Source organism: Kitasatospora sp. UYEF31, from assembly GCF_057291755.1.
In genome coordinates this window covers 22,369-47,720 of record NZ_JBXAWK010000040.1, presented here as the reverse complement: position 1 = coordinate 47,720, position 25,352 = coordinate 22,369, and the positions used below count along the sequence as shown (strand labels likewise).

The window sequence follows — 25,352 nt, the reverse complement described above, 5'->3', positions numbered from 1 at the left end:
TCCAGCACGTGAGATGGAGAGGGCGGAGGTACGGGAGACACCCACGCACTGGAATCGCCGCATTTCCGCAATCCCGGCAAATCTCATTCCTTGGTGGGATCACGTTCCACGGACATACGCAAGGTCGCGGTGGCCCGGGATTTGAGATCGCCGATCCGCCACAGACCGGTCCGCTTGTCGTACGCCCCTTGGGAAGGGACGCCCTCCAGCACAACCATGCCCGGCGGCGCCTCTTCCACCGCGGTCACGTCGAACGCCGTCATCGCGGTGTCGTTCCGTACGGTCACGAGGTATTCCTGTTTCCGGTCGACGGAGAGACCCGGACCGTCGATCCGGGTGACCGCACAACTCGCCGCCGGATCGTCCGGACACGCGCCGACGACCACCGGCGGGCCGCCCGGCGCGGTGACAAACGCGGAACGTCCCGTGAGTTCCGTGTCCGCCGCGCCCAGTGGGATCCGCAGTACCAGGACTAGACGCGCCTGACCGCCCCGGCGGAGCGGCCCGGTGGCCCACAGGCCCGTCGCGCCGTCCCACTCGCCCTGGGAGAGCTCGATCCGCTCCACCTGGACGCCGGCGGGCAGGCTGTTGCGCACCAGCGCGCCGTACTGCGCCCCGACCTCGGCTGAAGGACCGTCGCCCAGGTCGGCGACCGAGACGGTGTGGGTGACGGTTCCGCCGGGCGCGGCCTGGTCGACATCGGCTGTCCGGCTCAGTCGCAGCTGGGGGCCCTCAGCCGGGGCTGCGTGGACGGCCTGCGCGCCGCCGGCCGGGACGGCCAGCGCGAGCACCACCACCCCGACGGCCTTTGCGGTGAAGTCATTCCCGTACATCCGCCACCTCCGCGGTCCACGTCTCGGGGAAGGCCACCCGCAGGGCCGCCACGAGGGATGCGCGCTGCTCGGGGGACATGCCCTCGAAGAAGTACACGAGGGCCGCCGGGCGGCTGCCCCCGGCCAGCCAGTCCGCGCGCAGCAGGGCGGCGGTGTGCGCCTCCCGGGTCAGGAGGGGTTCGTAGCGGTAGGCGCGGCCGTCCAGCCCGCGGCGCAGCGCGCCCTTGCCGTGCAGCTTGTCCAGGACGGTCATGACCGTCGTGTACGCCAGTGGCCGGTCCGGGAGCAGGGCCGCGCGCACCTCCCGGACGCGCAGCGGCCCGGCGGCGTCCCAGAGGCGGATCATCACCTGCTCCTCAAGTTCACCGAAGCGCGGCATCGCGCATCCCCCAGCAAGTGGCCCGTTTACACCTCAGAAACCCCACTGATCGTGTGAGCTGCGTCATAGACCCTTCTTCCACTCCTATGAGTCATCGTAGAGGCAATTCGGACATATCGCCCATTTCGTACCGTACGGTCGGCCGTCCCCGCCCACCCGGGGGCCAAGGTCCGGGACCTTCGGTATAGGCGCGCAGGCAGGCCCCCGGGTACCGGAAAGCCTCAGCCCTGGAGTCCGGAAGGACCTGCGGCGGACCCCTTCCGCGCCGACCCGCCGCCTGTCGCGGCCACTACTACGGTACGTAGTAGATCCGCTCCCCACCCAGGTTGGACCCGCTCGTCACGACTCTGTTACCACTGTGTACGGCGCCGTACGGGCCACTGCTTCCGGAGAGATCCGGACGGCGTGGCCGACGGCGCCCACGGATGTCCGCAGACCGTCACGACCACCTCCCAGGAGGGGGCCGGCCGGCCGCGGAGGTCCACCCCCGAATCATTTGATTCATCCGAATGCGAAAACCACCGGTCGGGACGCTGTGAGCAAAGGCGCCCGGTGGATCGCCCAGCCCTGTGTAGGGCACGGTCACCGCAACGCTCCGACCTGCGGCCCGGCGTACTGCTTGTCATGAGCACACCCGCCGGACCCCGGGAGCGCCAGCGCGCCGTCGAACACCCGAGGTATGTGTTGTCCACTGAGTCCGAGCGTTCCACCGTCCCCACCGACCAGAACACCGCGCCGAGTGCCGCGCAGAGCGCCGACAAGAGCGGTGCCGCCATCCTGGCCCGCACCAAGGCCCTGTTCGTCGCCCGCCCGGTGACGCTGGTCGCCGGTCTGGCCGCGCTGGCCGTCGCCGCGAGCGGCGGAGCGTACGCCGCGGGCGTCGGAAACGACACGGACTCGTCGGAGGTGGCCCTGGTCGCCTCCACCAAGGACACCGGCACCCCCGCCGAGCGGGACGCCGCCGCTGCCGCCCGTGGCACCGCCCGCGGGTCGCTCGACCTGTCCGGCGCTGTGGACGTCGCACTGCAGGAGTCCCGCACCAAGTACGACGCCGAGCAGGCCGTAAAGGCCGAGGCCGCCGCGAAGGCCGCAGCCGAAGAGCAGGCCCGCAAGGACGCCGAAGCCAAGGCCGCCGCCGAGCAGGCCGCAGCGGAGACGGCGGCCGAGACCAAGGCCGCGGCCACCGTCGCCGAGGCCAAGAAGGTCGCGGGCAACGTTTCCCTGCCGGTCTCCGGCTACACGCTGACCGCCCACTACGGCGCGGCCGGCGGCCGCTGGGCGCACAACCACACAGGCCTGGACTTCGCCGCCGCCACCGGCACGCCGATCAAGGCGGTCACGGCCGGCACCATCGTCGAGGCTGGCCCGGCCGGCGCGTACGGCAACCGGATCATCGTCCGGCACGCCGACGGCACCGAGACCTGGTACTGCCACCAGTCGCGCTTCGCCAAGACTTCCGGTGCCGTGGCGGCCGGTGAGCTCATCGGCTACGTCGGCGCGACCGGCAACGTCACCGGCGCCCACCTGCACCTTGAGGTCCGCGTCAGCGGCAACGCGCAGGACCCGGAGAACTGGCTGCGGAACAAGGGCCTGAAGCCGTAATCCGTACGGCCTGACCGGCTTCCTGGACACTTCACAGGTTCAGACCAAAAAGAGCGCGGCCCCGGAGATCATTCCGGGGCCGCGCTCTTTTCCGTGCTGCTACTTACGGTTTGCGCCGGGAACTTGTGCTCCGGAACAACGCCACCATCACTGCGGCGAAGGCACCGGCCATCACCACGGGCGGAATCAAGGCTGCGAGAACGTCCATTTCGCTTACTCCGGCTTCACGAGCGGGAAGAGGATCGTGTCCCGGATGCCCTTGCCGGTGAAGGCCATGAGCATGCGGTCGATACCCATACCCATGCCACCGGTCGGCGGCATGGCGTATTCGAGGGCCCGCAGGAAGTCCTCGTCGAGCTGCATCGCCTCGACGTCACCGCCGGCCGCGAGCAGCGACTGCTCGGTGAGCCGCTGGCGCTGCTCGACCGGGTCGACGAGCTCGGAGTAGGCGGTGCCGAGCTCCATGCCGAAGCCGATGAGGTCCCACTTCTCGGTGAGACCGGGCGTCGTGCGGTGCCCGCGGGTCAGCGGCGAGGTCTCGACGGGGAAGTCGCGGACGAAGGTCGGCCGGATGAGCGTGTGCTCGACCAGTGCCTCGTAGACCTCCTGGACGAGCTTGCCCTGACCCCACTTCTTGTCGTACTCGACATCGTGGGCGTCGGCGAGCTTCCAGACGTGCTCGATCGCTGTGTCGACGGTGACCTCTTCGCCGACCTTCTCCGACACCGAGCCGTAGACGGTGATCTCGTCCCACTCGCCGGCGATGTCCACCTCAGTGTCGCCGTGCGCGAACACGGTCGTGCCGAAGACCTCAAGCGCGGTGTACTGGTACAGCTCGCGGATCAGCGTGGCCATCGTGTTGTAGTCGCCGTACGCCTCGTACGCCTCAAGCATCGTGAACTCGGGGTTGTGCGTCGAGTCCGCGCCCTCGTTGCGGAAGTTGCGGTTGATCTCGAAGACCTTCTCGACCCCGCCGACCGCGAGGCGCTTGAGGTAGAGCTCGGGGGCGATACGCATGAAGAGTTCCATGTCGTACGCGTTGATGTGCGTAGCGAACGGCCGCGCGGTCGCGCCGCCGTGCACCGGCTGGAGCATCGGCGTCTCGACCTCGACGTAGTCCCGCTCGTCGAACCAGCGGCGGATCGCCCGGACCACACCGGAACGGGTGCGCAGCATCGTGCGCGCGTCCTCGTTCACGATCAGGTCGACGTAACGCATCCGGACGCGGGCTTCCTCGCTGGTCAGCCCCGCGTGCTTGTCCGGGAGCGGACGCAGGCACTTGGAGGTGATGGCCCACTTCTCGACCATGATGGACAGCTCGCCGCGACGGGAGGTGATGACCTCGCCCTCGACACCGACGTGGTCGCCCAGGTCGACGTCCGACTTCCAGGCGGCGAGGGAGTCCGGGCCGACCTTGTCGAGCGAGATCATGACCTGGACGTCGCCGGAGCCGTCCCGCAGCGTGGCGAAGCAGAGCTTCCCGCCGGTGCGGCTCAGCATCACGCGGCCGGCGATGCCGACCCGGACGCCGGTGGCGGTATCAGCCGCCAGGCCGGTGAAGCCGTCGCGGACCTCACCGTTCGTTTTGGTCCGGGGAAACCCGACGGGGTACGGGTCGACGCCCTTCTCCCGGAGCCGCTCCAGCTTCTCGCGGCGCACCCGCATCTGCTCGGGAAGTTCGTCGGCGCCTACACCGGGCGCGGTTACGGGGTTCTCGCTCTGCTCGCTCACAAACCCAAGGTTACCCAGCCGTTTGTACGCAGTCCCACTGGAATAGGCGGCAGCAGCATCGCGGCCTCAGGCGGTGAACGCCAACGGGACGTCCATGCGGCTGTAGAACGCCCCTGTTCCCGGTAGTTCACCCAGGATTCGGACGGGGCAGAACAGTGCGGCGGAGGTGGGGAACGGGTCGGTGGAAAAGCCGTCGGCGTCTTCGTCGTCCGGGCCGTCCGGGCCGTCCGGCGACTCGGCCGGCTCGTCCAGCCAGTCCGGCAGTTCCAGCTCGCCGAGGACTTCTTCCTCTCCGGCGACTGCGGGAGCCGACGGCTCAAAAGCCACCGGCGGGAGCTGTTCCACCCGCAACACGGCCCCGGTGTCCTGCCCGGCCCGGTCTTCGAGGCGTCGTTGCAGTTCTTCGTCGGCGATGCGGGCGCAATGCGCGAGGACGTCCGTACGGCGTTCGCGTTCGGCCGCGCCACAGCGCAGATCGGCGATCTGCCGCAGGGCGGCCAGGTCGTCCGCGTCGGGGATGAGGCCGTCTTCGTCGACGGCCGTCGTCAGACAGCTGAGATAGGACTTCGCCGCGCCCGGCAGGGCCGCGCGGTAACGGTCGAGTTCGGTACGGACGAAAGCGCGCATCCGGACGCGTTCCGCTTCGACTTCGCCGATCACCCGGCCGAGCTGCCAGAGCTCGACCGGCTCGATGTCGCCTTCGTGCGCTCCCCCGCGCAGGGCAAGGCGGAGCGCTTGGCGCAGCACGCGCACTTCCGGCGCGCTGAACGCCATTCCGCGGTCCCTGTGCGGTGTCGGCATGGTCTCACCGTAAAGGACGCGATCTCCGTTTTGGCCGGATTATCACCATTTCCGCGCGTCGGCCAGGGCAACGGCGGGCGCGAGTGCGGTGCTCGCCGGTCTGACCGGGCTTGGTGCCGCCTGTCGAACCGCCGGTTTCCGGCGTCGGCTTCAGAACGAAGGTGATCGTGTCATTGGAGGCGTTCTTGTCGAACTCCCCACCGAACACAGTCAGCTTCGCCTTGGCGTCTGCGGGCACATTGACTGCATCGACGTAGAAGAAGACCTGATCTTCCTTGCCGACAACTCCGGTAGCGGGGAAGCAGATGTTGAAGACGCCGTCTCCCTTGCCGATACCGGGGTACTCAACATTCTTGTCCGCCAATTGACACGAACTGCCCCGCTGCACCTTGAGTCCCGACGGGAGGTCGACCCGAAGCCAACCGCTGTTCGTGTTGACGTTGCCACCGTAGATCGGGCCGGGCCCGAGGTTGGTCACCGTGACGGTCACCCCCAGGTGCCCTTCTGCATCTCCGGTGTACTTGGAGACCATCGGGTTCGTCACAGCAAAGTCCGCGTTCAGCGTGGTGCGGTTCAGCGTCGGCCTGTAGTTGTCGTACGGAGTCAGGTCGGCCGACCGAAGCATCGACGGCTTCTTCACGAACTTCAGTTCACTGCCAGTGTTGGGCTTGTAGCTGCCGCGCGCACGGAGGTCTTCCAGCTTCTTGACGTCAAACGGCAGAGCTTCATACGCGAATGTTGTAGCCGCAATGCCGATGCCGATGCCTAGGGCCAAGGCCAAGGCCAAGGCCAAGCTTCACCGGGCTCTCCGGAACATACTTCGTGTTCTTTTCGAGTGCCCCGTCGACCCGGTCCGCGGCCACAGCCGGAGCACTGAAGGAAACGCCGGCGAGCATCAGCGATGCCGCAGCAACGGGGACACCCGCGCCACGGCGCGAAAGGCGCGTGAACGCCACGAAACCCCCACGGGTTCTTGAAGATATGAGAACCCTCAACGCAGGAGTTGGCGATCACCGAACGATCACGAATTTCCGGATCCAAATGTCAGTTCGATCACTTCGCGTGCCCAAAAGACACTTTTCAGACGGACGTGTTCCGCTCGTAAACCATCCGCAGCCCGATCAGCGTCAGCCACGGCTCGTGCACGTCGATGACCGAAGCCTCGCCGAGCACTAGCGTGGCCAGTCCGCCGGTAGCGATAACCGTCACATCGTCGGGCTTCTCCGACAGCTCGGCCGCCATCCGCGTGACAACACCGTCCACCTGCCCGGCGAAGCCGTACAGGATTCCCGACTGCATCGCCTCGACGGTGGACTTGCCGATGACGCTGCGGGGACGCATCAGTTCGATCTTCCGCAGCTGAGCTCCGGCCGCGCCGAGGGCGTCCACCGAGATCTCGATGCCGGGGGCGATCGCCCCGCCCACGTACTCGCCCTTGGCGCTCACCGCGTCGAACGTCGTCGCCGTACCGAAGTCGACGATCACGCACGGGCCGCCGTACAGCTTGATGGCGGCCAGCGCGTTGATGATGCGGTCGGTGCCGACTTCCTTCGGGTTGTCCATCAGCACCGGCACGCCCGTCTTCACCCCGGGCTCGACCACGACCACGGTGATGTCCCCGTAGTAGCGGCGGAACATGTCGCGCATCTCGTGCAGCACCGACGGCACGGTGGAACACACGGCGATGCCGTCCACACCCCCGGCGCCGATGAGCGGGTGCTGGCCGAGCAGTCCGTGCAGGACCACCGCGAGCTCGTCCGCGGTGCGGCGCGGGTCGGTCGAAATGCGCCAGTGCTCGACGATTTCCTCACCATCGAACAGACCGAGGACGGTGTGGGTGTTACCGACATCGATGGTGAGGAGCATCTTCACGCTTCCTTGAAAGTGTTGGTTGGGGACAGCAGAGGCGTAAGGGACGGACAGTCGCGCTCAGGAGAGGCGCAGGTCCACGCCGATGTCGAGGACCGGTGCGGAGTGGGTGAGGGCCCCGACGGCAAGGTAGTCCACGCCGGTTTCCGCCACCGCACGGGCGTTCTCCAGAGTCAGGCCGCCACTGGCTTCGAGCTTCGCCCGGCCGGTGGTGATCCGTACTGCTTCGGCCAGCTGTTCCGGCGACATGTTGTCGAGCAGGACCAGCTCCGCACCGGCCGTCAGGGCGGGCTCCAACTGCTCGATGTGGTCGACCTCGACCTCGATGTCGATGTCCGGGTAGGTCTCCCGTACGGCGTTGAACGCCTCGACGACCCCGCCCGCGGCCACGATGTGGTTGTCCTTGACCAGCGCCGCGTCCGAAAGGGACATCCGGTGGTTGACGCCGCCGCCGCAGCGCACGGAGTACTTCTCCAGCGCCCGCAGGCCCGGCGTGGTCTTGCGGGTGTCACGGATCTTCGCGTCGGTCCCGGCGACCGCGTCGACCCAGGCGCGGGTCAGGGTGGCGACGCCGGAGAAGTGGCTCAGGAGGTTGAGTGCGACCCGCTCGGCGGTCAGCAGGTCACGCGTGCGGCCGTGTGCGGTGAAGAGCACCTGACCGGCCTTGACCTGGTCACCGTCCTGCACGTGCTGCTCGACGCGGACTGACTCGCCGCCGACGACTTCGAGCACCGTACGGGCGACAAGCAGCCCGGCGACGGTGCCCGCGGCGCGGGTGGTGAAGTCCGCGACGGCCGTGGCGTCCGGGTGGATGGTGGCGTTCGACGTGACGTCGTGGCCGCCACCCAGGTCCTCGGCCAGTGCGGCGCGGGCGGTGAGGATCACCAGGCGCGGGTTGAGCCCGGACAGGAGCAGACCCCGGCCGAGGTCGTCGCTGATGTCGGTGTGCAGGTCGGCAGCGGTGGTCATGCCTACTCCTTCTTCATGGCTTCGTGCGGCTTATGGAGTTCGTGGGGTTCGTAGACGGAGTCCGTACGGCCGTCGGCGATGCGGGTCACCAGGTGGCCGCGCCAGGTCTTGTCGTCGAGGTCGGGGAAGTCCTCGCGCCAGTGACAGCCGCGGGTCTCCTCGCGGGCCGCGGCGGCAACCGTCAGCGCGGTGGCCACCGCGTGCAGGTTGGTGGTCTCCCACGCGGAGGTGTGCGCCGTGGACGCTGTGTGTCCGGCCAGCTCAGCGAGGGTATCCCTGGTTTCGGCCAGGCTGCGCGCACTGCGCAGGACACCGGCACCCCGGCTCATTGTGCGCTGTAGCGGCGTGCGGACCGACGGGTCGAGCAGCACAGGCTCACCGGGCGGCTGGAGCGGCACCGTCCGCTGCGGTGCTTCGGACGAGAGGACCCGTACGAGATCGGCTCCGATGCGTTCGGCGAAGACCAGACCTTCAAGCAGCGAGTTGGAGGCGAGGCGGTTCGCCCCGTGGACGCCGGTGCAGGCGACCTCACCGCAGGCGTACAGGCCGGGCACGGAGGTGCGGCCGTCCAGGTCCGTACGGACGCCTCCCGACGCGTAGTGCGCCGCCGGGGAGACGGGGATGCGCTCGTGCACCGGGTCGATGTCGTGCGCGCGGCACGCGGCCAGGATCGTGGGAAACCGGTTCGCCCACATGCGGGTGCCGAAGTGCCGGGCGTCGAGGTACATGTGCTCGGCGCCGGTCTCGGCCATCCGGCGCATGATGCCCTTGGCCACGATGTCGCGCGGGGCCAGTTCTCCCAGCGGGTGAACACCCGTCATGAACCGTACGCCCGCTACGTCTACGAGGTGCGCGCCCTCGCCGCGGACGGCTTCGGAGACCAGCGGCTGCTGGCCTTCGGCACCTGCGCCGAGCCACAGGACGGTGGGGTGGAACTGGACGAACTCCAGGTCGGTGACCGCCGCTCCGGCCCGCAGCGCGAGGGCGACCCCGTCGCCGGTGGAGACGCCAGGGTTGGTGGTGGAGGAGTAGACCTGGCCCATGCCCCCGGCCGCGAGCACGACGGCCCGGCCGAGGACCGCGCCGACGCCGTCCCGCGCGCCGGCGCCCATGACGTGCAGGGTCACCCCGGCCGTCCGGCCCTCGGTGTCTTTCAACAGGTCGAGGACCAGGGCGTGTTCGATGACCTCGATGCTGTGTTCTGCCGCTCGGGGGCGGGTGGAGCGGCGGCCATGGCTCCGCTGCGCTCCGCCCTGTCCGGCACCCGCCCTCGCGGCAACAGCCTCCGGACTGGCTTTGCGGACGGCTTCGACCAGGGCCCGTGATATCTCCGCCCCGGTAGCGTCACCGCCGGCGTGCGCGATGCGGTTGCGCAGGTGTCCGCCTTCGCGGGTGAGCAGCACTTCGCCGTCGGGGCCGCGGTCGAACTCCGCGCCGACGGCGATGAGCCGCCGTACGGCGTCGGGGCCTTCGGTGACCAGAACCCGCACTGCCTCCTCGTCGCACAGTCCTGCGCCTGCCACGAGGGTGTCCTGCAAGTGCTCTTCGGCGGTGTCGCCTTCCCCCAGCGCTGCGGCGATGCCGCCTTGGGCCCAGCGGGTGGACCCGGCGCTCAGTACGTCCTTGGTGACCAGGAGGACACTGCCGGCCTGCCTGGCGCGCAGGGCGCAGGTCAGCCCGGCCACGCCGGAGCCCACGACGATCGTGTCCGCGTACGTGGTCCACCCGGGGGCGGGGGCCAGGAGCCGGGTTCCGCTCATGCGGGGCAGTGTGTGCTCGGGACGGGCGTGCTCGGGACGGGCGTGCTCGGGACGGGCGTGCTCGGGACGGGCGTGCTCGGGACGGGCGTGCTCGGGACGGGCGTGCTCGGGACGGGCGTGGCCGGGATGTCGCCCCGTACGGTGCCCCGGTCCGACTCGGGACCGCCGGGGAGCGCCTCGGCCGGGTCGTCACCGGTGCCGGTGATGCGGTTGGCGGCGTCGACGAAGACGACGTGGGGCTTCATGCTGCGCGCTTCGGCATCGGTGACCTGCGCGTACGCGATGATGATCACGAGGTCGCCGGTGTGCACGAGCCGCGCGGCGGCCCCGTTGATACCGATGATCCCGGTGCCGCGCGGCCCGGCGATCGTGTAGGTCTCCAGGCGTGCGCCGTTGTCGATGTCGACGATGTGGACCAGTTCGCCGGCGAGGATGTCGGCGGCGTCGAGCAGGTCCTGATCGATCGTCACGGAACCGACGTAGTGCAGGTCGGCCTGGGTGACGGTGGCGCGGTGGATCTTCGACTTGAACATGGTGCGGAGCATGTGTCAAACCCCCGTGACGGTGAGCGGGATGTTGTCGATGAGCCGGGTGGCACCGACGCGGGCTGCGACGGCGAGGACCGCTTCACCCGTGTAGTCCGCGGGGACTTCGCGGAAGTCGGCCGGGTTGACGAGCGCGACGTAGTCGATGCTCAGCGGTGGTGTGGCGGCGGTGCCGCGCTCAATGATCCGCTCGGCGGCGGAGCGGACTGCGACCGCGTCGTGTTCATCCGCTCCCGCGCGCAGCGCCTCGGAGAGGAACAGTGCCGTGCCGCGCTCCGCGGCCGACAGGAAGCGGTTGCGGCTGGACATCGCCAGCCCGTCGGCTTCGCGGACGGTGGGCACGCCGACGATCCCGACGGGGAAGTTCAGGTCCTTGACCATCCGCCGGATCAACGCGAGCTGCTGAGCGTCCTTCTGGCCGAAGAGGGCGACGTCCGGGGCGGTGAGGTGGAGGAGTTTCCCGACGACGGTGAGCATGCCGTCGAAGTGGCCCGGCCGGGAGGAACCTTCCAGCAATTCGCCCATCGGGCCCGCGGTGATGCGGACCTGGGGCTCGCCGCCCGGGTAGACCTCGTCGAGGGCAGGAGCGAACACGACGTCCGCGCCCGCCTTCTCACACACCATCAGGTCCGCGTCGAGGGTGCGCGGGTAGTGGTCGAGGTCTTCGTTCGCCCCGAACTGGAGGGGGTTGACGAAGACGGTGACGACAACCGTGCCGTCGGGTCCGACATGGTCGCGGGCCGTACGGACGAGGGTGGCGTGACCTTCGTGCAGGGCGCCCATCGTCATGACGACAGCGCGCGCTCCGCGCTTGTCATTCCGTACGAGATCGTTCTTTGTATGGACGAGCTCGGTCACAGCCGACCCCCTTCAGCGAGCACGACAAGCAGGGCCTCGGCCGCTTCAGCCTTGAGCATCCCCGAGTTCAGCGCCCGGTCGGCGGTCAGCCGGGCCATGGCGATGTACGCGTGCTGGGCCTGCGGGGAGATCCGGCGCAGCTCGTCGACGTGGGCGGCGACGGTTCCCGCGTCACCACGGGCGACCGGGCCGGTCAGCGCGGCGTCGCCGGAGCGCAGAGCGTTGTCCAGGGAGGCGCTGAGCAGTGGCCCGAGCATCCTGGCCGGTTCGCGCACACCGGCCGCGCGCAGCAGGTCCATCGCCTGGGCGACCAGGGTGACCAGGTGGTTCGAGCCCGAGGCCAGCGCTGCGTGGTAGAGCGGCCGGGCCTCCTCCTCGATCCACTCCGGTTCGCCGCCCATCTCCACGACGAGGGCTTCGCCGACGGGCCGCAGCACAGTCGGCGCGGTGACGCCGAAGGAACAGCCGACGAGGCGTTCCACGTCGATCCGCGTGCCGGTGAAGGTCATGGCCGGGTGCAGGGCGAGCGGGAGGGCTCCGGCCCTGGTGGCGGGTTCGAGGACCGCCACACCGAACCGTCCGGAACAGTGCACCAGGAGCTGGCCCGGCTTGATCGCGCCGGTGGCCGCCAGTCCGGCCACCAGTTCGGGCAGTGCGTCGTCGGGGACGGTGAGCAGGGTCAGGTCGGAGGCTGCGATGACCTCCTGCGGCGTGACCAGGGGGACGCCGGGCAGCAGCTCGGCGGCCCGGCGGCGGGACGCTTCCGATACACCTGAGGCGGCGACCGTACGGTGTCCTGCCAGGTTCAGCGCGGCAGCCAGCGGGGGGCCGACGCGACCGGTGCCGACAACGCCGACGGCGAGCCGCGCGGGGCGGTCCGCCGGGTCGGTGACCTGCGCACGCGACGGGTTCTGTGGGTTTCTCACGGGCCTTCCGTTCCAGTCCTCGGTGGGTACCGGACGTCAATGGGCCCGCTTAGCGTACTCACCGCAGCGTGGGGCCGAATCCTGGGTGGTAGGAGGTCACTGACGACCTAGGCCGGATCAGCGAGCGGTGTGCGGGGCGGTTCCTCGCACGGCCAACACAGCGAGGGGCCGTGCCGAGCGTCACGAGCCCGGCCTGGATCGTCAGCGACCTCCTAGTCGGGGCGACGGGAGGGGGAGTGGCAGGTACGGGTGGATTCCAGCGACGCAGGCGATGCCCGCGTTGCCGCGCCGTCGGCCGGCGGCGCGCCTGGCCCGGCGCTCGGCCCGGCGGCTCCGGTTGTCCCCCCGGTCGTTGAAGGCACCGAGCGCGGTGAGAACCAGGCCGGTGAGTAGCATCGTGCCGGTGACGACCTTGGCGATGGCCACGGTGTGCGGTCCGCGTTCGGCGCGCAGGCGGTAGGAACCGCCGCTGGACACCTGCTGCAGGGTGCCGTCCGCCGGAGCTGTGGCGCTGGATCCGGGCCGGGGTGCGGCCGGGCCGCTGCTGTGGCCGAACCCGCCGACGAGTGCCAGCCCACCGACCGCGACCAGGACGAACGCTGTGCGCGTCAGGATGCCGAACAGCACCTTGCGCATGGAATGCCTCCCGAACTAGCGGAATCGAGCCTGTTCAGCGGACAGAGCGCGTGTCCCCCACCGGGCCGGGAAGCATTCCTCCTACTTAGGGGCCCGGCTATTGCCTGGTCAGCCGTACCGGCAGCTCCGTGAGGGCGTTGTTGAGGTTCGAGCGCAGCCGGCGCACCGGTCCGGTCTGCTCGATCCCGGGATACGTCGCCAACAGCTCTTCGAAGAAAACCCTGCCCTCAAGTCGGGCGATGTGCACCCCGAGACAGAAATGCTCGGCGAAACCGAAGGACAGGTGCGGGTTCGGACGACGGGTGACGTCGAAGCGCTGCGGGTCGGTGAAGACCTCCTCGTCGCGGTTGGCGGACGTGTAGACCATCGCCACCTTGTCGCCTTCGCGGATGGTCACTCCGCGCAGTTCGACGTCCTGGGTGGCGGTGCGCCGGAAGTAGTGCAGCGGGTTTGCCCAGCGCAGGATCTCCTCGACCGCGTCGGGGACGCGGGAGAAGTCCGTACGGACCTGAGCAAGCTGCGCCGGGTGGGTGAGCAGCGCGTGCAGGCCTGCGGACAGCATCGTTTTGGTGGTGTCGTTGCCGGCCGTGACCAGTTGGACGAAGAAGTTGCCGAAGCCCAGGTCGTCCATCGGTTTTCCGCCGGTGTATCCATCACGGGGCGTTCCGCCGGTGTATCCATCACGAGGCGTTCCGCCGCTGTATCCATCACGAGGCGTTCCGCCGAAGGCAGACTCCAGGATCAGCGTCGTCAGGTCATCGCGGGGTTCCTCCGTACGGCGTCGGGCGGCGAAGCCGATGGCGTACTTCGCCATTTCGATCGACGCGGCGCCACCCTCACTGTTGCCTGAGGTGTTGCGCTCCGCCAGGGAGTGGACGTAGGCCCAGTCCTCCGGCGGCAGGCCCATCAGTTCGCCGATGACCTGGGTGGGGAGGCTGGAGGTCACGTCGTGGACGAACTCGACGTCCCCGTCGACCTTGGCGAAGATCTCCCGGCAGATCTGCCGTACGCGGTCCTCCATGCCGCCGACGACCTTGGCCGCGAAGGACTTGACCAGGGGTTTGCGGTAGGCCCGGTGCTTCGGCGGGTCCATCGACAGGAGGGTGCCGCGCAGTGCCTGGAGGCGCGGCTCGTCGAGGTCCTCCAGGACGATCCCGCCGCGCTCGGCGGAGAACAGCTTCGGGTTTTTCGACACGTGTTCAACGTCGGCGTGCTTGAGGACCGCCCAGTAGCCGCCGCCCGCTTTTTGTCCGGCGCCGGCAGGCAGCGACTGCCAGAAGACCGGGCGGGTGCGTCGCAGTTCGGCGAACAGTTCGTGCGGCGGGCCCTCGGCGTAGACGTCCGGCGAGTGGATATCAACCTGAGCCATCAGGCGACCAGCACGTTCGGACGGTCGTAGCCCGCCTTCTCGCACAGCGCGTAGTACGCGCGCAGCGAGGAGGTGCCGTCGGTGACCGAGGTGACGTTCCCGTCGGCGTCCAGGTTGAGGTTGGCCCCGTACATCTGGAACCACACGCGGGTGTCCGGCTCGACGCAGGTGAGGGTGTGGACGGAGCCGGCCGGTTCGTAGAGGAACGAACCGGCGCGGCTGACCTCGTCGTACTCCTTGTACTTCCACGCGCCGGAGGTCGTGTAGGCGAAGACCGGGCCGGTGTGCCGGTGGGTCTGGACCTCGAAGCCGGGCTGGAAGATGTTCTCCACGATCCACAGGCCCTCGGCCTCCTTCACGCACAGGACCTTGAGTTTGTTGCCGCCGCCGATCTCGACGAAGGGCAGGTCGTCGGCACCGATGTGGATCGACGGGGGTGCGGTGTAGTCCATGGCGCTTGCCTCCCGGGCGTCCTGCGGAGCAGGAATTCTATTGACAGTGTCAAAGAATGCCTCGGAAGGGTTCAGGTGTCAGCCCCCTGTGCCTGCCTGTTTGGCCACACGCTTTTGCGCTCGCCTATTCAGCTGCGGGCTTTGACCAGTCCGGTCTCGTACGCCAGCACGACCGCCTGGACCCGGTCGCGCAGGCCGAGCTTCATGAGGATCCGGCCGACGTGGGTCTTGACCGTCGCCTCGGACAGGAACAGCCGGCCGGCGATCTCCGCGTTGGACAGTCCCTGCGAGACCAGGAGCATGACTTCCAGCTCGCGCTCGGTCAGGGCCTTCACGATGTCCGGGCGCGGCTCGTTGTCCGTCGGCAGGACCGGAGTGAACCGGTCGAGCAGCCGCCGGGTGGTGCTCGGCGCGACCACCGCGTCGCCGCTGGCCACCGCCCGGATGCCGGACAGCAGCTCGGGCGGCGGCACGTCCTTGAGCAGGAAGCCGCTGGCCCCCGCCTTGAGCGCGGCGAACGCGTACTCGTCCAGGTCGAACGTCGTCAGCATGAGCACCTTGGGCCGCTCCCGGCCCGCAGGGATCTGCAGGGCGTTCGGCCCGTCCTCGGCGCAGATCCGGCGACAGGCCTCGACGCCGTCCATCTTCGGCATCCGCACGTCCATCAACACCACGTCCACGGCGGTGGCCCGGAGCTTCTCCAGCGCCTCCTCACCGTTGGCGGCCTCGGCCACGACCTCCATGTCCGACTGCGCCTGCAGCACCATGGTGAAGCCGGTGCGCAGCAGTTCCTGATCGTCGACCAGCATGACCCGGATCGTCATCGAACTCCTTGAATCACTGTTGTTCATGGTTGGTGCTGAGCTTGTACTGCCCCCGCCAGGCACTTTATGCGGCCGGTGACAGGCCGTTCGTGGACCGCGGCACTCCGCTGTTCGTATAGGGCAGGACGGCCCGCAGCACCCAGCCGCCGCCGACCTGCGGCCCACTGTGCAGGGTGCCGCCGACCATCGAGACGCGCTCCCGCATACCGACCATGCCGTGCCCCATGCCGTCGCTGGGCGCCGCCGCGCCACGCCCGTCGTCGGACACGAGCAGGACCAGCCCGTCGTCGCCGTAGCCCATGACCACCTGCGCCTGGACGTCCGGACCGCCGTGCTTGCGGGTGTTGGTCAGCGCTTCCTGGACCAGCCGGTAGACGGCCAGGGCCAGGCCCTTCTCCAGCTCCACCGGGACACCGTCCACCCGCAGCTCCACCGGCAGCCCGGACTCGCGGGCCCGCTCCAGCAGGTCGGTCAGCTGGTCGACGCCCGGCTGCGGCACGTACTGGCTGGTCTCGTTCTCCGCCCGCAGCACACCGAGCAGCCGGCGCATCTCGGCCAGGGCCTCACGGCCGGTGTTCGAAATGGTCTCCAGCGCCTTGCGGGCCATCTCCGGGTTGCTCTCCATGGCGTACGCCGCCCCGTCGGCCTGGACGACCATCGCCGAGACGTTGTGCGCGACCACGTCGTGCAGCTCACGGGCGATCCGCGCGCGCTCCCCGGCCGCGGCGATCTGTGCCTGGGCGTCCCGCTCCCGCTCAAGGCGCACGGCTTTCTCCTCAAGCTGTTGGAAGTAGGCCCGCCGGGTCCGCATCGAGTCGCCGAACACCCAGGCGATCACAAAGGGGCCCATCAACAGGAAGGTGAAGAAGACCGACTTGGTGGCGGAGAGCTCCCCTTCGGCCGACGGCCAGGTCCACTCCGCCAGGGCCGGTGCCAGGATTCCGGCGGTCAGGGCCGTCATCGACGCCCAGCGTGGGGTGTACGCCGCCGAGTTGTAGACGATGACCGGCATGATGACAGCGGGGAGGCCCGGCTCCGTGTCCGTGACCAGCTGGCAGACGCCGATCAGGATCACGCCGAACAGGACCGGGACTGGGAACCTCCGGCGCAGCGTCAGCGCACCGCACATCCCCAAGAACACCAGTGCCTCGCAGGCCAGCCGGCCGCGGGACTCCATGTCGTACCCGCTCACCAGGGTAAGCGCGCCCAGACCGAGCACTAGTAGGGCCCATGCCCCGTCGACGTGGGTGGGATGGTTCCGGAACCAGGCATAGAAACGTTGCACGCTTCGAGGTTAGGCAGGTGAACCGCCCGCGACGTCCGCCGACGCGGGTAACCGGACATCATCCTCCGGTCGCATACCCCGACCTGTGACTACTGTCAGGGGAGGCGGAGGACCTGCGGGCGGGCACTCCCGCGGCCTGTCGGCAGGGAGGCGGAGGTCCCCGGACGGGTACCCGGTCTGCGGTCAGGGCGGCCGAGGCCCCCCGGGCGGATACTCCCCCGATACTTCCCGGATACCTCCCCGGATACCTCCCCGAGTGCCGGACAGCCCGCCCCGCAGCCCGGTCGACCCGGTACCGTCGGGGACACCATGGAACGCTGGCTGCCATGGCGGGAGGCCACCCGCCGAGCCCTCTACGGGCCGTATGAAAACGCTCGGCCGGCGTCCCCTCAACCGACGCCGGAACCGGCCGCGGCCGAGCTCCCGACCGGGTTCTACCGCTCCCCTGAGGGTCCCGCCGGGCACTTCCGGACGTCCGTACACGCTTCGCCGCTGTTCGCCCGGGCCCTGGCCGACCTGGCCGCCACCGCGGGACTGCGCACGGTCGTCGACGTCGGAGCCGGACGCGGCGAGTTGCTCGTCGCGCTGCGACGGATCGACTCCGCCCTCGTCCTGCACGGCGTGGACCTGGCCGACCGCCCCGGCGGGCTGCCGCCGTCGATCGGCTGGAGTACGTCGGTGCCCGACGGCGTCGACGCGCTCCTGGTGGCAAACGAATGGTTGGACAACGTGCCGTGTGAGATCGCGGAGCTGGACACGTCCGGGCGGCCCAGGTACGTCCTGGTGGACGTGCGCAGCGGCCGGCAGGCCCCCGGTGGCCCCGTCTTCCCCGACGACGCGCGCTGGCTGGAGCGCTGGTGGCCGCTGCGGGAGCCCGGCACGCGGGCCGAGATCGGCACAACCAGGGATGCGGCCTGGGCCACCGCGGTGGGCCGGCTCGGCCGCGGCCTGGCCGTCGCGGTGGACTACGGGCATCTGCTCGACCACCGGCCGCCGTACGGCACGCTGGCCGGATACCGACGCGGCCGGCAGGTTGACCCGGTCCCCGACGGGACCTGCGATGTGACCTGCCACGTGGCCTTCGACGCGGTGGCCGCCGCCGGTGCGGCGGCGGGGGCGACGGGCACCGTGCTGCTGACCCAGCGGGAGGCGCTGCACGCGCTCGGCGTGGAGGGCACCCGCCCGCCGTATGAACTGGCCCGCACCGACCCGCGCGGCTATCTGGCGAAGCTCCGCGACGCCGGGGAGGCGGGGGAACTGACCGCGCGGGGCGGGCTGGGCGACTTCCTGTGGCTGGCACAGGGGGTGCGGATGGAGGTGCCGGGGGTGCTGCGGCGGTAGGCGGGGTGAGCCGCTCGTGCGGCGCACTGAGTTGGCTGCGGCCTGTGCCGGGCGCCCGCGCCGGGCCTGCCCGGAACACGGTGACCGAAGATCGGACCACCGCATTCCGAGCACGCCCGACGGGCCGGAACCCCTGGCCGTCAACTGTCGCCGAGCACGCCCTTGCCGCGCAGCCCGGCGATCTTCACGTCGTCATAGCCGAGGACCGTACGGAGGACTTCCTCGCTGTGCTGACCGACCGTCGGGGCCTTCTCCGGCACGGGCAGCGTCTCGCCGACGAACTTGATCGGCGACGGCAGCTGGTCGGTGCCCAGGCGCTCCTTGGGGATCCACGGCAACCGGTGCTGGAACTGCGGGTCGTCCAGGATGGTCTTGGGGTCGTTGACCGGGGCCAGCGGGACGTTGTCGGTGACGCCGAACTCCAGCCATTCGACGGAGGTCTTCGTCAGGAAGATCTTCCGCAGTTCGTCGCGCATCTCGTGGTTGCCCACCGCGTGGTCCGCGACCCGCGATCCGGGCCAGCGCTCAAACAGGTCCTCGCGGCCCGTCCCGACGCAGAAGTTCTTCCACAGGGACTGCTCGGAGGCCATGAACAGCACAAAGCCGTCCGCTGTGGCGTACATCTGGTAGCGGACGCCTTCGGTCATCCCGGCGGTGCCGGGCAGCCTGCGCACGTAGTTGTCCGACTTGTTGCCGGTCACTTCCGACTCGGGACGCTCGTACGCCTTGTACGTCTCACTGCGCAGCCAGTCCATCGACGCCGCCGCGTCGGACTGGGCGATGTCGATCGCCCCGCCGACACCGGTGGCCCGGGCCCGGATGATCGCCGCGAGCACGCCGAGCGCACCGAACATCGGCCCGGCGTGGATGCCGATCGAGGCGTGCTCGGGGGTGTACGGGTGGCCCTCGTCGGTGAAGGCGGGCTTCACCACACCGCCCCAGGTGTCGTAGGCGACGCCGTGCGAGGGCATGTCGCGGTACGGGCCGGTGGCCCCGTAACCGGAGATCGTGCAGAACACGATCTTCGGGTTGACCTGCTTGAGGTCCTCGTAGCCGATGCCGAGCTTCGCGAGTTGGCCGGGCCGCATGGCCTCGATGACCACGTCCGCGTCCGTGGCGAGCTCCTTGAAGGTGGCGATTCCTTCTGCGCTGCGCAGGTCCAGGACCAGCGACTTCTTGCCGCGGTTGAGGTGGAGGTGCATCAGCGAGACGCCCTCGACGATGGGCCAGGTCATCTCGCGGATGTAGTCGCCCTTGGGCGTCTCGACCTTGATGACCTCCGCGCCCAGGTCCACCAGGGACGTGGTGATGGCGGCGGGGCCGAGCATCGAGCACTCGATGATCCGTACGCCTTCGAGTGGCGCTCCGGTTCCGACTCCGGCTCCGGCGTTCGCGACCTGTCCCATGGAGTGCTCCTTCGGCTACCAACTAACTGACGACTCGTCAGATATTAGCCCGCAGGTCCGCGCGAGTCAGGAGCGGGCGGGTGTGGTGCGGCGCACTCAGCCCGCACTCAGCCCGCACCCGGCCCGCACCCGGCCCGCACCCGCTCAGCCGCCGTTGGCCATCCAGTTCGCCGGGCCCTCGCCCGAACGGCCGATCCTGGAGCGCTCGGCCTGGTCGTACACGATCGCCGTGGCAGCGTCGGCGTCCTGCAGCGCCGCCGTGACCTGCACCGGCCCCGGAGTCGAATCAAGATGTACGGTCGCCAGGCCCAGCCGGCGCGACCAGGGCCCTTGAGTCCTCCGTACGCTCTGCACTTTGGCGTGCAGGATCACATCGGTCTCCCGCCGGAACACCCCCCGCTTCGCCACGAAGACCTCACCGTCATAGCCGCAGGCCAGCCCGCGCCAGGTGATGGGCCGTCGCCAGCGGGCCCGACGCGGGGCCTTCACCAGTGGAACCGCGTCGACGTCCAGGCCGGGCAGGATGCGTCCGAGCAGCCCCAACGCCACCTCGCGCGGGGCAACCGGCAGCAGGATCGTCTCCTTGGACTGGTCCCCGTGCATCGGGCCGTACCCGGCGATGTTGATCTCCACCTTGACCCAGCCGCGCAGCCGCCACAGCCACGGCTCGACGATCCGCACCGCCTGGACCCGGCCCGGCGGCACCGTCTGGTGCCGTTGTTCGAGCAGGCCGTGGTGCAGTCGCAGACCGTCCGGCGATTCGGCCACGGTGAAGTCGAAGTTGGTCAGCACCCGGCCGGCGGTGAACTGCCACGCGCCGAAGAACAGCGGCACGAAGCCCACCAGGAAGGCCGGGTTGCCCCACACCAGCGCGAAGACCATGAGTCCGGTGCAGGGCAGCAGGAAGAACCACGTCGGTACGGACAACAGCATCGACCCGACCAGTGCCGACATCGGGACGACGAGCAGGATGCGCTCGGGCGCCTCCCCCGCGTCCGGGGTGACGCCGGCCGCGCGGGCGAGGAGTTCGGCGCGCAGCGCCTGCGCTTCACTCTCCTTCAGGAAGGAGAGCTTGGCCTCGGCCCCGCGGGCGCCGCCGGCCACCTGGAGCTGCAACTCGGCGAGACCCAGGAGCCGGGCGACCAGCGGCCGGACGATGTCCACGGCCTGCAACCGGTCCAGGTGGACGTGCCGGACACGGCGGAACAGGACCCCGGAGTCGATCCGCAGGTCGGACCCTTCGATCCGGTACGTGGTGAACCCCCAGGACAGCCAGCCCACCAGCGCGAACACGGCGAAGGCCGCACCGGCCGCGTACACGCCCCACTGGAAGTTGTCGCCCCGGACTGCGTGCTGGCCGAACGCCGCGACGACGACCACCATGGCGGTCCAGCCACGGGCCAGCGGAGTGAGCGGATGCAGCCGGCGCGGTGCGGCAACCGGCTTCACCTGCACTGTCGTCTCGAACTGTTCGGGTGTCACGGTCACAGTCCCGCCGACCGGACTTCGCCCAGCTCGGCGAGCCGGTCCCGGACCCTGGCGGCTTCTTCCGGCGACAGTCCGCGGATCACCGCGTCGGTAGCCGCCGATGCCGTGTGCAGTTTGACCGTGGCGATGCCGAACTTCCGCTCCAGCGGACCGGCCTCGACATCCACGAACTGCATCCGGCCGTACGGGACCACAACCAGGCGACGGAACACGATTCCGTGCGCGATCAGCAGATCGTCGACCCGCTCCGCGTACTTCCAGGACCGCTGGTTGCGCAGCACCGCGAACCAGCTCCAGACGAGCAGCGCCAGCGCCGCGACCGCGAACAGCGCAGCGGCCCACCAGACCACCAGCCAGCCGAGCAGCCCGCCACCGACCACCGCCAGCGGAAGCAGCGTCACCAGGAGCAGTACGCGGCGCATCTTGTACAGCTGTTCGGAGACCGGGTGCCAGTCGGCTTCGGGCGGCGCCAGTGCTTGATCCATGTAGTTCAGCCTAGGGACAACCGACATCCCAGGGCGAGAGGGAACAACGTCGCATCTCGCCGGGCCCTGATCCGTCCGGACTCCTGGCAGACTCATTGCCATGACGAAGCAGGCCACCGTAGGCGTGGGCATCGGCGCGGACCAGCTCGAAACCACCGACATGGTGCTGAACATCGGCCCCCAGCACCCGTCCACGCACGGCGTGCTGCGGCTGAGACTCGTCCTCGACGGGGAGCGCATCATCACCGCGGAGCCGATCGTCGGCTATATGCACCGTGGTGCCGAGAAGCTTTTCGAAGTGCGGGACTACCGCCAGATCATCATGCTCGCCAACCGGCACGACTGGCTGTCGGCCTTCGCCAACGAGCTGGGGGTGGTCCTGGCGGTCGAGCGGATGCTCGGCATGGAGGTCCCCGAACGCGCGGTGTGGGCGCGGACCCTGCTGGCCGAGTTGAACAGGGTGCTCAACCACCTGATGTTCCTCGGCTCCTATCCGCTGGAGCTCGGCGCGATCACGCCGATCTTCCACGCCTTCCAGGACCGGGAGGAGATCCAGGCGGTCATGGAGGAGGTCTCCGGCGGCCGGATGCACTTCATGTTCAACCGGGTCGGCGGCCTGAAGGAGGACCTCCCGGCGGGCTGGATCGGCCGGACCCGGACCGCCGTGGCGAACGTACGGTCCCGCATGCCGCTCATCGCCGACCTTGTGCAGGGCAACGAGATCTTCCGCGCCCGCACCCGCGGCGTCGGTGTCCTGACGCCGCGGCAGGTCCAGGCGTACGGGGTCAGCGGCCCGCTCGCGCGGGCCAGCGGTGTGGACTTCGACCTGCGGCGGGACGAGCCCTACCTCGCGTACGGCGAACTCCAGGACGTCCTGAAGGTGGTCACCCGCACTGAAGGTGACTGCCTGGCCCGGTTCGAGTGCCTGCTCGACCAGGTGGGGGTCTCCCTCGACCTCGCCGACGCGTGCCTCGACCGGCTCGAAGAGCTACCGCCCGGCCCCATCAACCTGCGCCTCCCGAAGGTGCTCAAGGCACCCGAGGGTCACACGTACGCCTGGACTGAGAACCCGCTCGGGCTCAACGGTTACTACCTGGTGTCGCGGGGCGAGAAGACGCCGTGGCGGCTGAAGCTGCGGTCGGCGTCGTACAACAACGTCCAGGTACTGACGGAGCTGCTGCCCGGGTGCCTCATCGCGGACATGGTGGCGATCCTGGGGTCGATGTTCTTTGTGGTGGGGGACATCGACAAGTAGAAGCGCGTCGATCATGTACGGAAGTCCCCTAAATGATCTCTATCGGGGACTTCTGTACATGATCGACGCGGGCAATCAGCGGTCAGCCCGGGACAGCGTCAGATGAGGCCCTTGGCCTTCAGGTAGGCCTTCGCCACATCCGCCGCCTTCTCCCGGTCCTGGTCCACCTTCTTGTTCAGGTCGGCCAGGTCCTCGGTGGTCAGCACCGGCGCCAGCTTGTCCAGGACCGGCAGCAGCTTGTCCGCCTTCTTCGCACTGACGACCGGCAGCAGGTTGTCGGCGTTCTGCAGCTTCTTGTCGTCGGTCAGCACGACCAGGTTGAACGGGTCGAGGACCGCGTCCGTGGAGGTCGTCAGGACCAGCTGGTCGCGGCCGTTCTTGACGGCGTCCTTGGCCACCGTGGTGCCGACGCCCAGCGGGTCGACGCCGTCGACCTTGATCCCGTACGTCTTCGTGAGACCGGGTGCGCAGAACGGCCGGGTCTTGCACTCCTCGCCGGCTGCGATCTTCACGCCCACCCCGGCCTTGCCCAGGTCGGACAGGGTCTTGAGATTGTGCTGGGCCGCGAACTCCTTCGAGGTGGCGAACGCGTTCTGGTCCACCGCCTTGGCGGGGGCGCCCGGCTTGAGTTTGTACTCGGCCGCGATCGTCGTCAGCGCCTTCATCGTCGCGCCGATGTCCGGGGAGGCGAGCGGGGCGGCGTTCTGCCCGTTCTTCTTGACGTTGAGGAACTCGGTCATCGTGGCCGCGTACTCCGGGGCCACCGAGATCTTGCCGCTCTCCAGGTCCTTCGCGTACAGCTCACGGTTCTTGACCGTCTTGATGGACGCGTCGACGCCGTCCTTCTTCAGCAGCGCCTTGTACATCTCAGCGAGCACCTGGCTCTCGGTGAAGCCTGCCGAGGCGATCACCGTGCCGTCGCTGGAGCCGCCACAGCCGGTGAGGGCGGTGGCGCCCAGAACGGCGCCCGCCACCGTGGTCGCCACAATCGTCATCCGCTTACGCATCGGGGTGTCGCTCCTTGTGAGTGCTGTTGCCGAGTGCTGATGCCGCTCGGAAGTCCGCTGCGCACCGCCTGCTCAGCCCCGGGTCGCCGGAGCCAGCACCTTCTGCAGGAGTGCGAACATACCTTCGACTAGCAACGCCAGGGCGGCCACCAGAATTGCCCCGGCGAACACTTGGCCGAAGTCCTGCAGTTCAAAGCCCGCGGTGACGATCCGGCCGAGACCGCCGCCGGCCACCAGAGCGGCCAGCGTCACGGTCGCCACGACCTGGACGGCGCACGTACGCAGTCCCGTCATGATCATGGGCATGGCCATCGGCACCTCAACGCGGACGAGCAGCTGACCGCCGCTCATCCCCATGCCGCGGGCGGCCTCCACGAGGTCCCGGTCCACCGCCCGCATACCTACGTACGCGTTGGTCAGCAGTGGCGGCACGGCGAACAGGACCAGCGCGATGATCGTGGCCGTGTTGCCCATGCCGATCGGGCTGAGGCCGAGCAGCACCAGCACCGCGAAGGTCGGGACGGCCCGGCCGATGTTGGAGATGTTGATCGCGAGCGCACCGCCCTTGCCCAGGTGGCCGAGCCACAGAGCGAGCGGCAGCGCGATGAGCATGGCGATCAACAGGCAGATTGCAGTCAGCAGCACATGTTCCAGGAGCCGCTGCAGGATGCCGTCCGAACCGCTCCAGTGCGAGCCGTCGCCCAACCAGGTGAAGGCGTCACCGATGGCGTTCACAGTGCGGCTCCGGCCTTCTGGGCGGCGACGTCACCGACGGGCGCGCTGGGCACCGGCCGTTTGCGGTTCCGCTCCCAGGGGGTCAACAACCTCTGGGCGAGGATCAGAATCAGGTCCGCGGCGACGGCGAGCAGCACACACAGCACCGACGCGGCCAGGACCTGGGCCTTGAACAGGGAGTTCAGGCCCTCGAAGATCAGGTTTCCCAGACCGCCGTAGCCGACGATCGAGCCGACTGTCACCAGCGCGACGGTGGACACCGTGGCCACCCGCAGACCGGCCATGATCGCGGGCAGTGCGAGCGGCAGTTCCACCTGGATGAGCAGCCGCAGCGGCCCGTAGCCCATCCCCTTGGCCGCTTCGATGACGTCAGGCTGTACGGATTGCAGGCCGGCCAGGGTGTTGCGGACCAGGATCGTCAGCGAGTACAGGACCAGGCCGATCACCACGGTGGTTTCGGTCAGTCCACTGAACGGCTGGAGGATCGCGAACATCGCCAGGGAGGGGATCGTGTAGAGGATCGTCGTCGACCCCAGGATCGGTCCGGCGGCCCGCCGCCAGCGCCGGGCCGCCAGGGCCAGCGGCAGCGCGACCACCAGGCCGATCACCACCGAGACCACGGTCAGCCAGACGTGCTGGGTCAGCGCGTCCGTGATCTCGGGTCGGCGGGTACGCAAGTACTCACCGCAGATCCACGCGTTGTCCTTCAGACAGTCGCCCGATGCCATCATCACGGGCGGACACTACCCCTGCGGTATGACAAGCATTCCTGTGGGGAGGGGCCGGGCGGGCTCCG

24 protein-coding genes and 1 pseudogene are annotated in these 25,352 nt (G+C 69.2%); 3 read left to right on the top strand and 22 right to left on the bottom strand.

Annotated elements, in window-relative coordinates:
* Positions 1-83: 83 nt before the first annotated feature.
* On the bottom strand, positions 84-833 hold the full coding sequence (locus AC0Z36_RS19870) for a hypothetical protein (protein ID WP_485464300.1): 750 nt from the start codon (positions 831-833) through the stop codon (positions 84-86).
* On the bottom strand, positions 820-1,212 hold the full coding sequence (locus AC0Z36_RS19865) for a BlaI/MecI/CopY family transcriptional regulator (RefSeq protein ID WP_485464299.1): 393 nt from the start codon (positions 1,210-1,212) through the stop codon (positions 820-822). Before AC0Z36_RS19865 ends, AC0Z36_RS19870 begins: the two co-directional genes overlap by 14 nt.
* A gap of 624 nt (positions 1,213-1,836) precedes the next feature.
* Here AC0Z36_RS19865 and AC0Z36_RS19860 point away from each other — a divergent pair.
* Positions 1,837-2,814 (top strand): M23 family metallopeptidase, encoded by a 978-nt coding sequence (locus AC0Z36_RS19860; protein WP_485464298.1) that lies wholly within the window; start codon positions 1,837-1,839, stop codon positions 2,812-2,814.
* A gap of 213 nt (positions 2,815-3,027) precedes the next feature.
* Here AC0Z36_RS19860 and lysX read toward each other — a convergent pair whose 3' ends face one another.
* The 14 genes and pseudogenes from lysX to AC0Z36_RS19790 all read right to left on the bottom strand — a co-directional run bounded on the left by lysX (position 3,028) and on the right by AC0Z36_RS19790 (position 16,839).
* On the bottom strand, positions 3,028-4,545 hold the full coding sequence (lysX, locus tag AC0Z36_RS19855) for a bifunctional lysylphosphatidylglycerol synthetase/lysine--tRNA ligase LysX (RefSeq protein ID WP_485464297.1): 1,518 nt from the start codon (positions 4,543-4,545) through the stop codon (positions 3,028-3,030).
* A gap of 66 nt (positions 4,546-4,611) precedes the next feature.
* Complete coding sequence (locus AC0Z36_RS19850; RefSeq protein ID WP_485464296.1) at positions 4,612-5,346, bottom strand: hypothetical protein; 735 nt, start codon at positions 5,344-5,346, stop codon at positions 4,612-4,614.
* A 4-nt stretch (positions 5,347-5,350) separates the two neighbouring features.
* Positions 5,351-6,133 carry a hypothetical protein gene (locus AC0Z36_RS19845; RefSeq protein WP_485464295.1) on the bottom strand — a complete coding sequence of 261 codons (783 nt, stop codon included), beginning with the start codon at positions 6,131-6,133 and terminating at the stop codon, positions 5,351-5,353.
* A 293-nt stretch (positions 6,134-6,426) separates the two neighbouring features.
* On the bottom strand, positions 6,427-7,212 hold the full coding sequence (locus tag AC0Z36_RS19840) for a type III pantothenate kinase (RefSeq protein WP_485464314.1): 786 nt from the start codon (positions 7,210-7,212) through the stop codon (positions 6,427-6,429).
* 63 nt (positions 7,213-7,275) lie between these two features.
* Entirely contained in the window at positions 7,276-8,184 is a 909-nt protein-coding gene (gene nadC / locus AC0Z36_RS19835) for a carboxylating nicotinate-nucleotide diphosphorylase (RefSeq protein WP_485464294.1), read from the bottom strand.
* A gap of 2 nt (positions 8,185-8,186) precedes the next feature.
* Entirely contained in the window at positions 8,187-9,944 is a 1,758-nt protein-coding gene (locus tag AC0Z36_RS19830) for an L-aspartate oxidase (protein WP_485464293.1), read from the bottom strand.
* A gap of 152 nt (positions 9,945-10,096) precedes the next feature.
* Positions 10,097-10,489 (bottom strand): annotated as a pseudogene (panD, locus tag AC0Z36_RS19825) (aspartate 1-decarboxylase); the annotation flags it as partial.
* A 3-nt stretch (positions 10,490-10,492) separates the two neighbouring features.
* A complete protein-coding gene (panC, locus tag AC0Z36_RS19820) occupies positions 10,493-11,347 on the bottom strand; it encodes a pantoate--beta-alanine ligase (RefSeq protein ID WP_485464292.1) in 855 nt (284 codons plus the stop codon).
* Positions 11,344-12,273 (bottom strand): Rossmann-like and DUF2520 domain-containing protein, encoded by a 930-nt coding sequence (locus tag AC0Z36_RS19815; RefSeq protein WP_485464291.1) that lies wholly within the window; start codon positions 12,271-12,273, stop codon positions 11,344-11,346. Before AC0Z36_RS19815 ends, panC begins: the two co-directional genes overlap by 4 nt.
* 201 nt (positions 12,274-12,474) lie before the next feature.
* Positions 12,475-12,909, bottom strand: coding sequence for a hypothetical protein (locus AC0Z36_RS19810; protein WP_485464290.1), 435 nt, complete (start codon positions 12,907-12,909; stop codon positions 12,475-12,477).
* A 97-nt stretch (positions 12,910-13,006) separates the two neighbouring features.
* Complete coding sequence (locus tag AC0Z36_RS19805) at positions 13,007-14,278, bottom strand: cytochrome P450 (RefSeq protein ID WP_485464289.1); 1,272 nt, start codon at positions 14,276-14,278, stop codon at positions 13,007-13,009.
* A complete protein-coding gene (locus AC0Z36_RS19800) occupies positions 14,278-14,730 on the bottom strand; it encodes a 2,4'-dihydroxyacetophenone dioxygenase family protein (protein WP_485464288.1) in 453 nt (150 codons plus the stop codon). The genes AC0Z36_RS19805 and AC0Z36_RS19800 overlap by 1 nt, the downstream gene beginning before the upstream one ends.
* Before the next feature lie 128 nt (positions 14,731-14,858).
* Positions 14,859-15,554 (bottom strand): response regulator, encoded by a 696-nt coding sequence (locus tag AC0Z36_RS19795; RefSeq protein WP_485464287.1) that lies wholly within the window; start codon positions 15,552-15,554, stop codon positions 14,859-14,861.
* A 64-nt stretch (positions 15,555-15,618) separates the two neighbouring features.
* A complete protein-coding gene (locus AC0Z36_RS19790; protein WP_485464286.1) occupies positions 15,619-16,839 on the bottom strand; it encodes a sensor histidine kinase in 1,221 nt (406 codons plus the stop codon).
* 309 nt (positions 16,840-17,148) lie between these two features.
* Here AC0Z36_RS19790 and AC0Z36_RS19785 point away from each other — a divergent pair, with 309 nt between their 5' ends.
* Positions 17,149-18,180, top strand: coding sequence for an SAM-dependent methyltransferase (locus AC0Z36_RS19785; RefSeq protein ID WP_485464285.1), 1,032 nt, complete (start codon positions 17,149-17,151; stop codon positions 18,178-18,180).
* Positions 18,181-18,320: 140 nt separating this feature from the next.
* Here the strand turns inward: AC0Z36_RS19785 and AC0Z36_RS19780 are convergent, their stop codons facing one another.
* The 3 genes from AC0Z36_RS19780 to AC0Z36_RS19770 form a co-directional block, all read right to left on the bottom strand.
* Positions 18,321-19,586 carry a CaiB/BaiF CoA transferase family protein gene (locus tag AC0Z36_RS19780; RefSeq protein WP_485464284.1) on the bottom strand — a complete coding sequence of 422 codons (1,266 nt, stop codon included), beginning with the start codon at positions 19,584-19,586 and terminating at the stop codon, positions 18,321-18,323.
* Between the two features lie 144 nt (positions 19,587-19,730).
* The gene (locus AC0Z36_RS19775) at positions 19,731-21,068 is read right to left on the bottom strand and encodes a PH domain-containing protein (RefSeq protein WP_485464283.1); all 1,338 of its coding nucleotides are present in this window, start codon (positions 21,066-21,068) and stop codon (positions 19,731-19,733) included.
* Between the two features lie 2 nt (positions 21,069-21,070).
* Positions 21,071-21,559 (bottom strand): PH domain-containing protein, encoded by a 489-nt coding sequence (locus tag AC0Z36_RS19770; protein ID WP_485464282.1) that lies wholly within the window; start codon positions 21,557-21,559, stop codon positions 21,071-21,073.
* 100 nt (positions 21,560-21,659) lie between these two features.
* On the opposite strand from AC0Z36_RS19770, the gene AC0Z36_RS19765 reads away from it, so the two are divergent.
* Positions 21,660-22,814 (top strand): NADH-quinone oxidoreductase subunit D, encoded by a 1,155-nt coding sequence (locus AC0Z36_RS19765; protein WP_485464281.1) that lies wholly within the window; start codon positions 21,660-21,662, stop codon positions 22,812-22,814.
* A gap of 98 nt (positions 22,815-22,912) precedes the next feature.
* On the opposite strand, the gene AC0Z36_RS19760 is transcribed toward AC0Z36_RS19765, so the two are convergent.
* From AC0Z36_RS19760 to AC0Z36_RS19750, 3 genes are all read right to left on the bottom strand, one after another.
* A complete protein-coding gene (locus tag AC0Z36_RS19760) occupies positions 22,913-23,821 on the bottom strand; it encodes an ABC transporter substrate-binding protein (RefSeq protein WP_485464280.1) in 909 nt (302 codons plus the stop codon).
* Positions 23,822-23,893: 72 nt separating this feature from the next.
* On the bottom strand, positions 23,894-24,556 hold the full coding sequence (locus tag AC0Z36_RS19755; protein ID WP_485464279.1) for an ABC transporter permease: 663 nt from the start codon (positions 24,554-24,556) through the stop codon (positions 23,894-23,896).
* Positions 24,553-25,284: an ABC transporter permease gene (locus AC0Z36_RS19750; protein WP_485464313.1), complete on the bottom strand. Its 732-nt coding sequence runs from the start codon at positions 25,282-25,284 to the stop codon at positions 24,553-24,555. Before AC0Z36_RS19750 ends, AC0Z36_RS19755 begins: the two co-directional genes overlap by 4 nt.
* Between the last annotated feature and the right edge of the window lie 68 nt (positions 25,285-25,352).